Below are 14519 nucleotides of genomic sequence, written 5' to 3'. Positions count from 1 at the left end.
CGGGCACCGGCACACCGCCGTAGCAGCCCGACACCCCGAACCGTCGTCGCAGTACCACTGAATGAGGCAGGTGGATCACATTGGTCAGGCAGGAAGACGACGAACACGGCACGCTCTGCTTCCGGGTCCTCGGACCGTTGCAGGTGCAGGGCGGCGAGCCGGTCACCGTCACGGCGCGCCGACAGAGCGTGGTGCTGGCCCTGCTGCTACTCAGCCCCAACCAGGTGGTGGCGCTGAAGTCGATGATCGACGCGGTGTGGGGGGACACGCCGCCCACCACCGCCCGGGCCCAGGTACAGACCGCCGTTTCGGTACTGCGCCGGTCGCTGGCCCGGGCCGGGCTCGGCGAGCGCATCCGGATGCAGGGCCTCGGCTACCTGATCGACCTGGCACCGGGCGAACTCGACCTGCACGTCTTCGCCGACCTGGTCGCCCGGGGCCGGGCCGCCAGCGCTGCCCGGGATCCGGAGGCGGCTCGGACGGCGTTCCGCGCCGCGCTGGCGCTGTGGCGTGGTGAGCCGCTCTGCGACGTGGACAGCGACGTGGTCCGGGCGAAGCTGGTCCGGGTCGCCGAACGGCGCGTCGAGGTGCTCGAGGAGTGCATCGAGGCCGAACTCGACCTGGGCCTGCACCACGAGGTGATCGGCGAGATCCGGGCCCTGGTCGCCGAGTACCCACTGCGCGAGCGACCGGCCGGCCAGTTGATGACAGCGCTGTACCGATCCGGCCGGCAGGCCGAGGCGTTGGCCATCTTCCAGGCGGTCCGCAAGACCTTCGTGAACGAGTTGGGGCTCGAACCGAGCCCGGCGCTGCACCGACTGGAGCTGGCCATCCTGACCGGCACCAACCAGCTGGCAGCGCCGCCGACGGCCGGGCCCGGGCCGCAGCTGCAGATGCCGGTACCCCGGATGCTGCCCGCCCGGACCCCGGACTTCACCGGCCGAGCGGAGATGTTGCACCGGTTGCGCCACCGGCTCGGCGGCACCACCGGGGCGGAGCGCGACCGCCACTCGCTCGACGTGGCGGTGATCACCGGCTTCGTCGGGGTCGGTAAATCGACGGTTGCCATCGAGACCGCGCACGCGCTGGCCTGCGAGTTTCCCGACGGCCAGCTCTACGCCCGGATGCCGCCCGGCCCCGACGGCGCCGCCGAGGTGCTGGAGCGGTTCCTCCGGTCGCTCGGCTTCACCAGGTCGGCCATTCCGGACAGCCTCGACGGCCGGGAGGCGCTCTACCGCAGCGCCATTGCCGACCGGCGGATGCTGGTGGTGATCGAGGACGTCGCCGACGCGATCCACGCCCGCCCGCTGCTGCCCGGCACGCCGACCTGTCGGCTGATCGTGACCACCCGGGCCCGCCAGGCGCGGCTGCCCGGCGCGCACGTCTTCGAGATCGACCGACTCGACGCCCACGACGGCATCGAGCTGCTGGCCGCCATGGTCGGCCGGGACCGGGTCGCCGCCGAGCCGAGCAAGGCCATCGAGCTGGTCGAGCTCTGCGGTGGTCTGCCGCTGGCGCTGCGGATCGCCGCGAACCGGTTGGCCGCCCGTCCGCACTGGAGTCTGGGACAGCTCGCCGCCCGGCTCGCCGAGCCCGGGCAGCGGCTGGGTGGGCTGGTCCACCAGGGCCTGGACGTACGGGCCGGGCTGACCGGGACCTACGACGCCCTGCCGCCGGCGGCGCAACTGCTGTTCAGGCACCTCGGCGAGCTGGAGACCGACACCTTCGCGGCCTGGGTGGCCGCCCCGCTGCTGCAACTCGACGCGGACGCCGCCGCCGAGGTACTGGAGACCCTCATCGACGCCCGGCTGGTCGACGTGCTCAGTGGCACCGGCGGAGCCACCCGCTACCGGCTGCGTGACCTGGTCCGGCTGCACGCCCGCGACCTGGCGCTGACCGAGAGCAGCGCGGCCGACCGGGCCGCCGCGACCCGGCGGATGCTCGGCGGATGGCTCTTCCTGGCCGATGAGGCCCGGCTGCGGCAGGGCGGCCACCGGATCGCCCGCCATCCGGCCGCGGCCGCCTGGCCGCTGGCCGAGCCGCTCGTCGACGCCGCGCTGACCGATCCGCTGGCCTGGTACGAACTGGAACGCACCGCGCTGCTGGCCGCGGTCCGGCAGGCGTCCCGCGTCGGCGAGGTGGCGTACTGCTGGAACCTCGCCGCCGCCGTCGCCGCGCTCGCCGAGACGCAGTCCCGCTTCGGCGAGTGGCGGGAGAGCAACCTCTGCGCCCTGGAGGCCGCGGTACGGGCCGAGGACCGACTCGGTGAGGCGGTGATGCTGTACGGGCTCGGCCGGCTCGACCTCTGCGAGCAGCGGCTGGATCACGCCGCGGCCCGACACGGGGTGGCCCTGGACGCGTTCGACCAGCTCGGCGCCCTGGACTGGCGGGCCATCACGCTGCGCTCGTTGAGCGCGGTGCACCGGATGAGCAGCCGGCCGGCACAGCTGGTGCCCGACACCGGGGCGTCGCGCCGGGACGACCGGCATCCCGAGCACCGGGTCGCAGTCGCCCACATCCCGTTCCGGCAGCACCAGTTCGGACTGGCCAGCGGCATGGCGGAGGACCAATGACCCAGGGAAGGGACGCTGATGTGAGCACGATCAAAGCGCAGCCGGTCGGATCGCCGACCCGGGACCAGGATCGGGAGTGGACGTCGCTGGAGGCAATCGAGGTCACCAAGCGCTACGGCGACGTGGCCGCGCTGGCCGGCTTCAGCCTGACCGTGGCCCGGGGCGAGATCGTCGGGCTGGTCGGGCACAACGGTGCCGGCAAGACCACCTTCGTCGAGGTGGTCTCCGGCCTGATCCGGCCGGACAGCGGGGTGGTGCTGATCGACGGCCGGCCGCCAGCGCAGGCGCGCGGTCAGATCGGCATCTCGCCGCAGCACATCGCGCTGTACCCGCCGATCACCGTCCGGGAGCACCTACGGCTCTTCGGCGGCATCGCCGGGCTGCGGCGCCAGGCACTGCGTACCGAGATCGACGACCTCGCCACCGGTCTGCACCTGACCGGGTTCCTGGACCGGCCGGCCGGCGTGCTCTCCGGCGGGCAGCAACGCCGGACCCAGGCAGCGGTGGCCCTGATCCACCGACCGTCGCTGCTGCTGCTCGACGAGCCGACCGCGGGTGCCGACCCGGAGACCCGACAGGCGCTGCTCAACGTGGTCAAGCAGCGGGCCGGCGAGGGGGCGGCGATCATCTACACCACCCATTACCTGAACGAACTCACCGACCTGCAGGCCACCATCGCGGTCGCCCGGCGAGGCCGGATCATCGCCCGCGGCAGCAGCGCCGAACTGCTGGAAGGGCTGCCCGGCGAGGTCCGGGTGGCCTTCGCCGACGAGGTGGTGCAGGTCTCCACCACCGACCCCACCACCGCCCTGGTCGAGCTACTGAAGGGCACCGACCGTCAGGTCGAGTCCGTCGAGCTGCGCCGTCCTGACCTTGACGACCTCTACCACTCGCTGGCGGTAACCGATGTCGACTGACGCCTTTCGCCGTACCGGCCTGCTGGTCCGGCACAACGCCGTGCTCCGGCTCCGCGACCCCGCCCAGCTGATCAGCTACATCGCCCTGCCGATGGTGCTGATGCTGGTGCTCAAGCCGCTCTACGAGGAAGCGCTGGACGGCGGGACGCTGCAGGCGGTGACCGGGCCGCTGGTGATGTTCTCGGTCTTCGCGCTGTCGATCGTCGGCAACTCGATCCTGGTCGAGCGGGAGTGGCGCACCTGGGACCGGCTGCGGGCCAGCCGGGCCGGCCGGGTCGAGCTGCTGCTCGGTAAGACCGGTCCGGTGCTCGTCCTGCTGCTGTTGCAGCAGGCCGTGCTCTTCACGTTCGGCTGCCTGGTCGTCGGGCTGCCGCTGCCCCGGCCCTCCGCGGTCGGCTACCTGGCCCTCGCGGTCGGCATCTGGGGGCTGACCCTGCTCGCGGTGGGCGCCGCCCTGGCCACCGTGGTACGCAGCCGCGGCGAACTCAGCGTCGCCTCCGACCTGGGAGCGATCATGGTCAGCGCGCTGGGCGGCGCGCTGGTACCGGTGTCGCTGATGCCCGGTTGGGCGCAGCACATCGCGCCAATCTCCCCCGGCTACTGGGCCATGTCGATGCTGCGTGCCGCCGTCGACAGCGACCCCGCCGGGATGCTCCGCCCGGCGCTGGTCTGCCTGGGCATCGCCCTCGTCGCCGGTGGGCTTGCCTCCTGGCGGTTGGCCCGGGGTTGGGGCCGCAGCCGACTGATGTGAGCGGCATCCGAGCAACCCGTCTGAACCCCCCGATCCGGTGTACCTGGAGGTCATCGTGACTGAAACTGACTACGACTCCGCAGTCGCGCTCATCGGTATGGCCGGGCGTTTTCCGGGGGCGGCCGACGTCGGCGAGCTCTGGCGCAACCTGCGCGCCGGGGTGCCCGGGCTGCGGCCGATCACCGACGACGAGCTGACCCGGGCCGGTGTCGATCCGGGTCAGGCCGCCGACCCGGACTACGTACGCGTCGGCGGCCCGGTCGACGATCTCGACCTGTTCGACGCGGGCGCGTTCGGCTTCAGCCCGCGCGAGGCCGAGACGATGGAGCCGCAGCACCGGCTCTTCCTGGAGTGCTCCTGGCAGGCGTTGGAGGCCGCCGGTTACCAGCCGGTCGACCCGGGCGGCCGGGTCGGTGTCTTCGCCGGCTGCGCGTTCCCGGACTACATGATCAACAACGTCGGGCACATGGCCAACGAACCCGGTGAGGGCCTGCTCTTCGCGGTCGGCAACGAGCGGGACTCGCTCACCTCGCTGGTCTCGTACAAGCTCGGGCTGCGTGGGCCGAGCGTGACCGTGCAGACGTTCTGCTCCACCTCGCTGGTCGCGGTGCACCTGGCCTGCCAGAGCCTGCTGACCTACGACTGTGACGTGGCGCTGGCCGGCGGTGCCTTCCTGCCGCTGCCCCAGCCCGCCGGCTACCGCTACGAACAGGGCGGGATCCTCTCCCCCGACGGCCGGGTGCGCAGCTTCGACGCGGCGGCCAACGGCAGCGTGATGGGCTCGGGGGTCGGGGTGGTGGCGCTCAAGCGGATGACCGACGCCCTCGCCGACGGCGACGTCATCCACGCGGTGATCCTCGGCTCGGCGGTCAACAACGACGGCCCGGAGCGAGTCGGGTACACCGCGCCCGGCGTCGAGGGCCAGGCCGGGGTGATCGAGACGGCGCTGGCCGTCGCCGGGGTCAAGCCGGAGACCATCGGCTACGTCGAGTGCCATGCCACCGGTACGCCGCTGGGCGACTCGATCGAGCTGGCGGCGATGAGCCGGGTGTTCCAGGCGACCCCGCCGACCCCGTGCGTGCTCAGCTCGGTCAAACCGTCGGTGGGCCACCTGGACCGCGCGGCCGGGGTGACCGGCCTGATGCGCGCCGCGCTGAGCCTGCGCCACGAGATCCTGCCGGCGGTCGCCGGCTACACCACACCGAACCCGACGCTCGCCGCGGCGGCCGACCGGTTCACCGTGCTCACCGAGCCCCGCCCCTGGCCGGCCGGGCCCGACCCGCGCCGCGCCGGGGTCAGCTCCTTCGGGCTCGGCGGCACCAACGCGCACGTGGTGTTGGAGCAGGCGCCGACGCGTACCCCCCGGGCTGCGGCCGGTCCGCAACTGCTGAGCTTCTCCGCCGGTGACCCGACGGCGCTGGCAGCGCTGACCGACCGGCTGCGGCAGCACCTGGTCCAGCACCCGGAGGCCGACCTCGCCGACGTCGCGTACACCCTGCAGGTGTCCCGTGGGCGTTTCGCGCTGCGCCGGGCGGTGGTCTGCCGGGACCACGACGACGCGATCGCGGCGCTGGCCGACCCCGGCCGTTGGATCGACGGCGAGACCCGGCGGCGAGACCCGGCGGTGCTGCTACGCACCACAGACGGCGCACCGGACGCCTGGTGGGCCGAGCTGTCCGCAGCGGTCGGCACGCTGTTGCTGACCGACGGCGCAGCACATGGCACCGACCGGAACAGCGTGCTGGCCGACCTCGGCACCGGGCTGGCCCGGCTCGGGGTGGTGCTGGCCGGCGAGCCGGCCGACTCCGCCAACCCGGTCGAGGTGCTGGTCGCCCCCGGTGAACAGGACGCCGCCGCGTGGGTGCTGTCCACCCTGGCCCAGCTCTGGCTGGCCGGGTCGACGGTGGACTGGGCGGCGCTGCACGGGGGTGCCGGGCGGCGCGTGGAGCTGCCGACCTACCCGTTCCAGCGCAGCCGCTACTGGGTCAAGCCCCGCCCGACGCAGGCCACCGCGGCCCGGCCGGTCGAGGGCCGGGTCGACGACCCAGCGGAGTGGACCTACCTGCCGACCTGGACACCGCGCCCGCTGGACACCGCCGACCTGGACGAGCGGCTGCGCGCCGCCGGCCCGTGGCTGGTGCTCACCGCCGACGAGTGCGGCGAGGCGCTGCTCGCCCGACTGGCCGATGCCGGCGCCGAGGCCTGCGCGGCCCGGCCGGGCGAGGCGTTCGCGCAGGACGAGTCCGGCGACTTCACCGTCCGCGCCGACGCGCCGGACGACCTGGCCGAGCTGGTTCGTGCCCTCTTCGTCGCCCCGCGCACCATCGTGCACGGGTTCAGCCTGGGCTCCTCCGAGGGCACCGGCGGCGAGCACTTCGAGCGGGAGCAGGACCGCGGATTCCGCTCCGCGCTCGCCCTGGTACGGGCGCTGGCCGACGACCCGGACACCCCGCCGACCGAGCTGGTGCTGCTGACCTCCGGGGCGCTCGGGGTGCTCGGTGCCGATCTGCGCCACCCCGAGCACGCCACGCTGGCCGCGCTGGCCCCGAGCCTGGCCCAGGAGAACCCGTTCCTGGCCTGCCGGCACGTCGACGTGGCCGGCACCGTCGACGTCGAGCAGGCGCTCGCCGCCAGTGTGCATACGCACCAAGGCCCGGTCGCGGTCCGGGACGGCGAGGCCTGGTGCCGACACTACCGACCGCACCCGCTGCCCGCCCCGACGGCGGACCGGCCGATCGTCAGCGCCGGTGACACCGTGCTGATCACCGGCGGGCTCGGCGACGTGGGGCTGGTGCTGGCCCGGCACCTGGCAGAGCGCTACGGCTGCCGACTGGTGCTCACCGCCCGGACCGCGCTGCCGCCGCGCGAGCAGTGGCCGGCGCGGGTGGACGGCGACGACCGGGTCGCCCGGCACATCCGCAACATCCTCGACCTGGAGCGGCAGGGCGCCGCGGTGCTCGCGATGGCCGCCGACGTCGGGGACGAGGCGCGGATGCGCGAGGTAGTCGGCGCTGCGGTGGCCGAGTTCGGCGGCATCGATGTGGTGGTGCACGCGGCCGGCATCCAGAGCCCGGAGTACTTCGGGCTGGCCCACCTCTCCGACCGGGCGTCCTGCGACGCACACCTGAACGCCAAGATCCACGGCTTCCACGTGCTGCAGGCGGTGCTCGGCCAGCACGCTCCGGACCGGCGCATCACGCTCTCCTCGGTCTCCGCCGTGCTGGGCGGGATCGCGCTGGGACCGTACTCGGCGGCGAACGCCGGCCTTGACGCGTACGCCCGGGTGGCCCGGCTGCGCGGCGAGGGCCGCTGGATCACCGTCGACTGGGACACCTGGGCGATCGATCCGAGCCGACCGGACGGAATGACCGGGCAGACGGTCCGCGAGTACGAGATGTCGCCGGCCGAGGGGGTCGACATCTTCGGTCGGGCCCTCGCCGCCGCCGGGCACCTCGGTCACCTGGTGATCTCCACGGGCCCGATCGAAGCTCGGATCGCGCAGTGGGTGACCAACGACCCGGCGGCCGGCGGCGCCGAGGAGATCGAGCGCGAGCGCCATCCCCGGCCCGCGCTGGCCACCACGTACGTCGAGCCGACGGCCGGGGTGGAGCGCACGATCGCCGACATCTGGGCGGCCACCCTCGGTCTGGAGACTGTCGGCGCCACCGACAACTTCTTCGAGCTGGGCGGACACTCGCTGATCGCCATCTCGCTCGCCACCAAGCTGCGCAGCAACGTCTCGGCGCAGCTGCCGGTCACCGCGCTGGTGGAGTACCCCACGGTCCGCCAGCTCGCCTCCCTGGTCAGCCAGGACTGAGCAGCGCGGGGCGGGGGGGGCGGGGGGGGGGGGGGGGGGGGGGGGGGCCCCCCCCCCCCCCCGGGGACTCCGGCCTGTCCGGGCCACCGGGGTTACGCCACTCAGCGGTGCGCCGCCTACGGATCCTGCGTCGCCTGCAAAGCCGGGAGAGCCTGCGAAGCCGGGAGAGCCTGCGAAGCCGGGAGAGCCTGCGAAGCCGGGAGAGCCTGCGAAGCCGGGAGAGCCTGCACGCCTCCGGAGCGCGGGCAAGACCGGCACGCGTTCCGGGCACCGCGCAGAGAGATCGTCACTGACCGTGGTTCCGCTATGCCGGGCCACCACTCCCACCCGACCCTTTGCTTTGCTGCAGCCACGGCTACACCGGTGTTGACCAGGCATTCGGATGGCTACCCGGATGTGGAACGGCGCTCGCGCCGGTCACCCTCGGTGGCTGTTGCCTCGGCTGCAGCAGAGCAAAGGCTGTGTGGGGACAGTTCTGGCCGGGGCGGCGGATCGCCCCTCCTCGGCCACGGCGGGCCCGCTCGGCAACCGCTGGGACGTCCGCGCCCGGCCGCCGGATCGATCCGGGGGACGGCCCGGTCGGTTTCCCGGTCCGGCGAACGGGCCTGGCGACGAGCGAAGGGGGCACCGGATAGCCCCGGTACCCCCGTCGCTCGGGCGCGGTCAGCTGCCGACCGATCCGGTGCCGGTGCCGGTGGCGGTGGCGGTGGCGGTGGCGGCCAGCGCCCGGCGGTCGGTCTTGCGGTTGGCGTTGAGCGGGAACTCGGCCAGGAAGACGAAGCGCCGGGGCAGCAGGGCGCGCGGCAGGGTGGCGGACAGCTCCGCGGCCAGCGCGGCGGCCGGCCGGCGTACCCCCACGCAGAACGCCACCAGCTCGTCGGCGACCACCACCGCGACCGCGTCCTGGACGCCGTCCAGGGCGCGCAGCCGGCACTCGATCTCGGCCAGTTCGACCCGTACCCCGCGGATCTTGACCTGGTGGTCCACCCGGCCGAGGTAGGCCAGCTCGCCGGCGTCGATCGGCCGGACCAGATCGCCGGTGCGGTACCAGCGCTCGCCGCCGTGGCGCAGGAACCGACCCTCGTCGTCGGCCGGGTCGAGGTAACCGGGGAACATCTGGTCCCCGGTCACGCACAGCTCACCAACGGTACCGGCGGTGGCGCCGGGCAGCTCGATCCCGGCGTCGTCGGCCGCCTCCCGGGCGACCGGGTGGATCAGGTGGCGCATGCCCGGATGCATGGTGCCGATCGACACCACGTCGTTGACACAGCGGGCCGGCGACGAGTCGGGGTCCCACCGGTGCACGCTGCACGAGATGGTCAGCTCGGTCGGGCCGTACAGGTTCTCCACCCGGCTGCCCGGCGCGGCGGCCTGCCAGTCGGCGGCGTCGTGCGCCAGTAACGGCTCACCACAGAACAGACTCCAGCGCAGACTGGGAAAGGCATCGGGCGCCAGCCGGCGCAACCGGCGGGCCAGCGAGATCACGCTGGGCGAGGAGAACCAGACGGTGATCCGGTGCTCGGTCAGGAAATCCGCGAGGCCGGCGTAGCCGGTGGGTGGGACGGTGACCACCGTGCCGCCGCAGCCCCACCCCGCGAAGAGGTCGAACATCGCCAGGTCGAAGGTCAGGTCGAAGGTCTGGGAGAAGACGTCCGCGGCGGTGAAGCCATACCGGTCGTGCACGAACCGCAGGTACGCGTCGACGTTGCGGTGCAGCACCGGTACGCCCTTGGGCCGGCCGGTGGAGCCCGAGGTGAACAGGATGTAGGCAACCTCGTCGGCACCGACCTGCCGGGGCGCGGCCAGCGGGGTGCCGCCCGGCTCGCGGACCACCACCACGTCGGCGAGTTCGGCGGCCAACTCGGGCAGCACCCGCTCGCCGTGCTCGTCCACGATCAGCGTGTCCACCCCGGCCGCCACCATCATCTGCCGGGTCCGCTCGGCCGGGAAGTCGGGGTGCAGCGGCACCACCGCCGCACCGGAGTAGACCGCGGCGAGCAGCCCGGCGTACGCCTGCGCGGTGCGGCTGGCCAGCAGCCCGACCCGGCGCGGTGCGGTGCCGGCCGTGGTGACCAGGTCGCCGGCCAACGCCAACGCCCGCTCGTGCAGCCAGCGGTAGCTGTAGCCGTGCCCGCCGACCCGCAGTGCCTCGGCCGTCGGGTCGACCCGCAGCCCTCGGTCGAACCACTCGGCAAGCACCCGGGGCGGTGCCCCGGCCGGCGCCGGGGCCGGCCAGGGCGGATCGTCGGTCGACCGCTCGGCGACCGGCGGCCGTGTCTCGCTCTGCGTGGTGCTCACGGGGTCCCGCCCACCGACCCGGCGTCGGCGAGCACACCGAGCGCCGCGCCGATGTACCGGTGGGTCACCGAGGGCTGTTCGAGGACGGCGAAGTGCCCGCCACCGATACTGTGCGCCCGGAACCGCCCGGTGGTCTCCTCGCGCCAGCCGTGCATCGACACCGCGCTGGCGCGCGGGTCGTGGCTGGCCGCGATCGCGGTGATCGGCACCCGTAACGGCGGCTCGGGCCGGTACCGGTAGTTCTCCTTGAGCGCGAAGTCGGCACGGAACGGTGGCAGGATCATCCGCCGTACGCTCGGGTCGGCCAGCATCCAGTCCGGTGTGCCGCCGAGCCGGCGCAGCATCGCCACCACCTGCTCGTCGTCCAACCCGGTCACCTGCGGGTCGGTGTCCGGCGTGCCGGGTGCCGGGCTACCGGAGACGAAGAGGTGCACCGGGTCCGGGCCGCCGCGCCGGCGGATCTCGCGCAGCAGCTCGAACCCGACCACTGCGCCCAGGCTGTGCCCGTAGACCGCGTAGGGGCGGTCGTCGGAGGTGAGCACCACCTCGGCCAGCTCGCCGACCAGCGACTCCACGTCGGAGAACGGGGTCTCCCGCAGTCGGGTCTCCCGACCCGGCGGTTGCACCGGGCAGACCGCCACCGGTCCCAGCTTGTCGAACCAGGGCCGGTACGCCGACGCCGACCCGCCAGCGTGCGGCAGGCAGTAGAGCCGCACGCCGCCGTCGGACATGCCGAACGGCAGCCAGCGGCGCAGCCGGCCGTCGTCGACCGTCCGGGTCACTGCAGCACCTCGATCCGGACGTAGTCCGGCGGCTCCTGCAGGTTGTCCAGGTTCGCCGCCAGCACCAGGTGCGAACCGTCCCGGCTGACCTCGCGGAAGCCGCTGAACGCGTAGGTGATCTGCATCATCCGGTTGCGCCCGGTCTCCACGAAGTCCGCCCGCAGGCCGGCCCCGGCCGCCTTGGCCTGGCCCATGATGTGCCCGAGCAGCACCGAGCCGACGCCCCGGGACATCACCCGGCAGGACATCAGGATCATGTGCAGCCGCCAGTCCGGCCGGCTCTTCTCCACCAGCGCGACGCCGATCTTGCCGTACGAGCCGAACCGGTCGGTCAACGTCGCGACCAGCAGCAGGTGATCCGGCGACTCGCGCAGCGCGTCGAGCTCGTCGTAGGAGTACGTCTTGCCGGTCGAGTTGAGCTGGTTGGTGCGGACGGTCAACTCCTCGGCGCGCTGTAGGTCCTCCTGTCGGGCCGGCTCGATGGTGAAGGTCATCTTCAGGGTGGCGAGGAACTCCTCGCTGGTCCCCACGAAGTCGGCGGCCACGTCGTCGCGGGTCAGCTGGCTCTGGTACATCCCCCGGCGCTGGGCCGACTCGTCGGTGATGAAGCGCGGCCGGAACTCCGTCCCGGTCAGCACCTGCTCGATGTCGGCGGTGTCCACGATTGTCACCTCCGGCAGCGCGTACGCCACCTCGGCCAGCTCGAACTCCTGGTCGTCGACGAAGGCGAACGCGTCCAGGCCCAGGTTGAGCTTCGCCGCGATCTGCCGGATCGACTCGGATTTGGCGTCCCAGCCGATCCGGGGGTACACGAACATCTCGTCCAGGCCGAGTTCGCGCAGCTTGGTCATGGCCGCTTCGTGGTCGTTCTTGCTGGCGATCGAGTTGAGCACCCCCATCGCATCCAGCGCGCGGATCTGCTCGACCGCGGCCGGCCGGACGGTCACCTCGCCGTCCTCCAGCAGCACCCCGTCCCAGACTGTGTGATCCAGGTCCCAGACAACGCACTTGATCCGGCCCTGCTTCGGTTTGGTGGGTGGGCCCTGCGGTCCAGCCGGCGCGAGCACGCTCATGCCGCCCACCCCCGGTACGCCTCACCAGCAATGGTCATCCGCTGGATCTCGTTGCTACCTTCGATGATTTCCATGACCTTCGCGTCCCGGTAGTAGCGGGCGACCGGGTAGTCCGGACTGCACCCGTTGGCACCGTGCACCTGCACCGCCTCGGCGGCGTGCCGTGCGGCGGCGGTGGAGGCGAAGTACTTCGCCACCCAGGTCGCCATGATGGTCGAGGCGTCGCCGGCGTCCTTGAGCCGACCGGCCTCGGCGACCAGCATCCGGGCCGCCCGGACGTCGGTGACCATGTCGGAGATCTTGGCCTGGATCAGCGGCAGGTCGCGCAGCGGCGAGCCGCCGACCTTGCGTCGGGAGGTGTACCCGACGCAGGCGTCCAGGCATGCCTGGAGGATGCCGACGCTGCCGGTGGCGACGCTGTACCGGCCGAGGTCCAGCGTGCCGGTGAGTACCATCCCGGAGGCGAAGGCGCTCGGGCCGAGCTGGGCCTCCCGGCCGAGCAGCACGTCGGTGAAGGTGATCTCGGCCAGCATCGACGCCCGGGTGCCGAGCATGTCGTGGATCGGCCGCACCGACACCCCGGGGGTGTCCCGTGGCACCAGCAGCGCCACGATGCTCGACGCGGTCCGGGCGAAGACCAGGAACAGGTCCGCCCGCTGGCCACCGGTGGTCCAGGTCTTCACCCCGTTGAGCAACCAGCCGCTGCCCCGGGCGACCGCGGTGGTGGCCAGGTTGGAGGTGTCGCTGCCGGCGCCCGGCTCGGAGAGGCAGAACGCCCCGAGGGTACGCCCGCTGGCCAGTTCCGGCCCCCAGTGCGCGAGTTGCTCGGCACTGCCCCAGCGCTGCACCGTCCAGGCCGCCATGGTGTGCACGGTGAGCAGGCTGCGTACCGAGGAGCAGCCTCGGCCCACCTCCTCGTGCACCTCGCCGAGGGTCACCAGGTCCAGCCCGGCGCCGCCGACCGCCTGAGGCAGGAACGGCGCCCAGAGCCCGGCGTCTCCGATCTGTTCCAGCAGTTCCTCGGGGATGGCACCGGCCCGGTCGTAGGTGTCGGCGTGCGGAGAGATGTGCTCGTCGACGAAGGCGCGGGTGCTGGCCCGGGTGATCGGTTCGGCCAGCGGCAGGGGCGCCTGCATGAGGATCGTCATCGCCGCACTACCCGACCGTCACGCCGCGACGCTGCCGGCCCACCAGCGCGGTCATCGCGCTGACGGTACGGAAGTTGTCGATGCTCAGCTCGTCGTTCGGGATCATGAACTCGAAGGTCTTCTCGAGGAACATCACCAGCTCCATCGCGAAGAGCGAGTTGATGTAGCCGCAGGCGAAGATGTCGTCGGTCTCGCCGATCTGCGCCTGCGGGAAGCGACCCTGGATGAAGGACAGGATCTGGGTGCTGACCATTTCCGACATGGTGTCGTCCTCAGCTCTCGTAGTTGTAGAAGCCACGGCCGGTCTTCCGGCCGTGCAGTCCGGCGTCGGTCATCTGCTTGAGCAGCGGGCACGGGCGGTACTTGCTGTCCGCGTAGTGCTCGTAGAGGACCTCGACGCTGTAGAGGATCGTGTCGACGCCGATCAGGTCGGCGGTCTCCAGCGGACCCATCGGGTGTCCGAAGCAGCCCCGGAACACCTCGTCGACCGACTCGGCGGTGGCGACGCCCTCGTGGACCAGGAACGCCGCCTCGTTCACGGTCAGCATCAGCACCCGGTTGGAGACGAAGCCGGAGGCGTCCTTGACGTCGACCGCCTTCTTCCCCATCCCGCTCAGCAGCTCCCGGGTGCGCTCGATGGTCGACGCCGAGGTGTGGAAACCGGGGATCATCTCCACCACCGGCTTGGCCGGTACCGGGTTCATGAAGTGCACCCCGATCACCCGCTCCGGGTGCTTGCCGACCGCGGCGACCCGGGTGATCGGGATCGCCGAGGTGTTCACGATGATCACCGTTTCCGGCGGGCACACCTCGTCGAGGCCCAGGTGGACCTCGCGCTTGACGTCCCAGTTCTCGGTGACGTTCTCGATCACGGCCGAGGCCTTGCCCAGCGCCTCGACCCCCACCGCAGTGGTGATCTTCGCCAGGATGGCGTCCGGGTCCAGCGCCGGTCCGCCCATCAGCCGGCTCATCCGACAGTTACGGGCGATCACGGCCCGGGCCCCGGCGAGGATCTCCTCGGTCCGGTCGACCAGGACGACCTCGTACCCGTACTGGGCCAGATTCTGTGCCACCCCGACGCCCATGACGCCGGCGCCGACTACGCCGATGACGGTCATGACTTCTCCCTTTCCGTACCCTGGTTGACTGAGCTTGCCGAG

At 72.5% G+C, this 14519-nt stretch carries 10 protein-coding genes; 4 read left to right on the top strand and 6 right to left on the bottom strand.

The window, feature by feature from the left end; genetic code table 11:
* Window positions 1-80: 80 nt before the first annotated feature.
* The 4 genes from SNR22_RS07385 to SNR22_RS07370 are packed head-to-tail and all read left to right on the top strand — an operon-like array spanning window position 81 to window position 8058.
* A complete protein-coding gene (locus tag SNR22_RS07385; RefSeq protein ID WP_320065727.1) occupies window positions 81-2573 on the top strand; it encodes a BTAD domain-containing putative transcriptional regulator in 2493 nt (830 codons plus the stop codon).
* A gap of 20 nt (window positions 2574-2593) precedes the next feature.
* A complete protein-coding gene (locus SNR22_RS07380) occupies window positions 2594-3490 on the top strand; it encodes an ABC transporter ATP-binding protein (RefSeq protein WP_320065726.1) in 897 nt (298 codons plus the stop codon).
* On the top strand, window positions 3480-4241 hold the full coding sequence (locus SNR22_RS07375; protein ID WP_320065725.1) for an ABC transporter permease: 762 nt from the start codon (window positions 3480-3482) through the stop codon (window positions 4239-4241). The genes SNR22_RS07380 and SNR22_RS07375 overlap by 11 nt, the downstream gene beginning before the upstream one ends.
* Window positions 4242-4296: 55 nt before the next feature.
* A complete protein-coding gene (locus SNR22_RS07370; protein WP_320065724.1) occupies window positions 4297-8058 on the top strand; it encodes a type I polyketide synthase in 3762 nt (1253 codons plus the stop codon).
* Window positions 8059-8721: 663 nt separating this feature from the next.
* On the opposite strand, the gene SNR22_RS07365 is transcribed toward SNR22_RS07370, so the two are convergent.
* The 6 genes from SNR22_RS07365 to SNR22_RS07340 are packed head-to-tail and all read right to left on the bottom strand — an operon-like array spanning window position 8722 to window position 14477.
* A complete protein-coding gene (locus SNR22_RS07365) occupies window positions 8722-10356 on the bottom strand; it encodes an AMP-binding protein (RefSeq protein WP_320065723.1) in 1635 nt (544 codons plus the stop codon).
* Window positions 10353-11138: a thioesterase II family protein gene (locus SNR22_RS07360; protein WP_320065722.1), complete on the bottom strand. Its 786-nt coding sequence runs from the start codon at window positions 11136-11138 to the stop codon at window positions 10353-10355. The genes SNR22_RS07365 and SNR22_RS07360 overlap by 4 nt, the downstream gene beginning before the upstream one ends.
* Window positions 11135-12211: an HAD-IIIC family phosphatase gene (locus SNR22_RS07355; protein WP_320065721.1), complete on the bottom strand. Its 1077-nt coding sequence runs from the start codon at window positions 12209-12211 to the stop codon at window positions 11135-11137. Before SNR22_RS07355 ends, SNR22_RS07360 begins: the two co-directional genes overlap by 4 nt.
* Window positions 12208-13359, bottom strand: coding sequence for an acyl-CoA dehydrogenase family protein (locus tag SNR22_RS07350; protein WP_320065720.1), 1152 nt, complete (start codon window positions 13357-13359; stop codon window positions 12208-12210). Before SNR22_RS07350 ends, SNR22_RS07355 begins: the two co-directional genes overlap by 4 nt.
* Window positions 13360-13366: 7 nt before the next feature.
* Window positions 13367-13612, bottom strand: coding sequence for an acyl carrier protein (locus SNR22_RS07345; protein WP_320065719.1), 246 nt, complete (start codon window positions 13610-13612; stop codon window positions 13367-13369).
* A 19-nt stretch (window positions 13613-13631) separates the two neighbouring features.
* On the bottom strand, window positions 13632-14477 hold the full coding sequence (locus tag SNR22_RS07340) for a 3-hydroxyacyl-CoA dehydrogenase family protein (protein ID WP_320065718.1): 846 nt from the start codon (window positions 14475-14477) through the stop codon (window positions 13632-13634).
* Window positions 14478-14519 lie beyond the last annotated feature (42 nt).

This window comes from Micromonospora sp. RTGN7 (assembly GCF_033804645.1).
In the GTDB taxonomy this organism is placed as follows: Bacteria; Actinomycetota; Actinomycetes; order Mycobacteriales; family Micromonosporaceae; genus Micromonospora.
This window is presented reverse-complemented; position numbering and strand designations above follow the sequence as displayed.

What these genes read in the sequence shown, in the direction of transcription:
- SNR22_RS07350 (WP_320065720.1), bottom strand. Translation starts at nt 13,359, where the DNA reads ATGACGATCCTCATGCAGGCGCCCCTGCCGCTGGCCGAACCGATCACC.
- SNR22_RS07340 (WP_320065718.1), bottom strand. Translation starts at nt 14,477, where the DNA reads ATGACCGTCATCGGCGTAGTCGGCGCCGGCGTCATGGGCGTCGGGGTG.
- SNR22_RS07355 (WP_320065721.1), bottom strand. Translation starts at nt 12,211, where the DNA reads ATGAGCGTGCTCGCGCCGGCTGGACCGCAGGGCCCACCCACCAAACCG.
- SNR22_RS07345 (WP_320065719.1), bottom strand. Translation starts at nt 13,612, where the DNA reads ATGGTCAGCACCCAGATCCTGTCCTTCATCCAGGGTCGCTTCCCGCAG.
- SNR22_RS07375 (WP_320065725.1), top strand. Translation starts at nt 3,480, where the DNA reads ATGTCGACTGACGCCTTTCGCCGTACCGGCCTGCTGGTCCGGCACAAC.